Source organism: Acinetobacter sp. AL9, assembly GCF_041464035.1.
In the GTDB taxonomy this organism is placed as follows: Bacteria; Pseudomonadota; Gammaproteobacteria; order Pseudomonadales; family Moraxellaceae; genus Acinetobacter; species Acinetobacter towneri.
In genome coordinates this window covers 1-948 of record NZ_JAYFSK010000138.1, presented here as the reverse complement: position 1 = coordinate 948, position 948 = coordinate 1, and the positions used below count along the sequence as shown (strand labels likewise).

1 protein-coding gene is annotated in these 948 nt (G+C 37.7%); it reads left to right on the top strand.

The genetic code is table 11. The features are described from left to right. Positions 1-68: 68 nt before the first annotated feature. On the top strand, positions 69-948 hold an 880-nt coding region (istA, locus tag ACEO2X_RS13940), incomplete at its 3' end, for an IS21-like element ISEc57 family transposase (RefSeq protein ID WP_371972166.1).

The following is a 948-nucleotide window of genomic DNA, read 5'->3' as shown; positions in this document are numbered from 1 at the left end:
TGACCCCCCAACAGCATTTGAAAATTGACCCCCTTGGTTAATATAGTGGTCTTTTTGGACTGCTCAACATGTTAACTTTGGAGCAAGCAGTGACAATCCAAATACTTCATCAACAAGGTCAATCTATTAAGGCAATTAGCCGCGAACTCGGTATTTCTAGAAATACTGTGCGTAAATATTTACGATCTCAAGTAACACCTAAATATCAACGAACACAATCTAAAGTGAGTATTCTTGAGCCTTATAAACCGTATTTAATCAAACGTGTAAATGCCGCCGATCCAGAATGGATACCGGCTGCAGTGTTGTATCAAGAAATCTTGCAAAAAGGCTACACGGGGAAAATTAGAACACTACAAAATTATCTCAATACATTAAAGCCAACTAAACAACCAGAGCCGATTAAGCGATTTGAGACTCAACCAGGTCAACAAATGCAGGTTGATTTCACAACAATTCGACGTCATCACACCACATTAAAAGCATTTGTTGCAACTTTGGGATACTCTAGAGCAACCTTTGTTAAGTTTTATGATCATGAACGTTCTGATGCATGGATTGATGGCTTAGAAAGTGCTTTTCAGTTCTTTGGTGGTGTTCCTAAAGATGTATTATTTGATAATGCTAAGGCCATTATCATTGAACGTGATGCTTATCAAGATGGTCAACATCGCTGGAATGCTAAATTACTTGATTGTGCTAAGAAATATAACTTCCGACCACGTGTTTGTAAGCCATATCGTGCGCAAACAAAAGGTAAAGTAGAACGCTTTAATAGTTATTTGAAATCAAGTTTTATCGTGCCATTAAAAGCAAGTTTAAAGGTGGTTGACCTTAGCTTAGATGTTGATATGGCAAATGCCTATATTGGTCGATGGCTTAGTGAAACAGCAAATCAACGCATTCATGCAACAACTAAAGAAAAACCAAGTACTCGTTTGCTTGAAG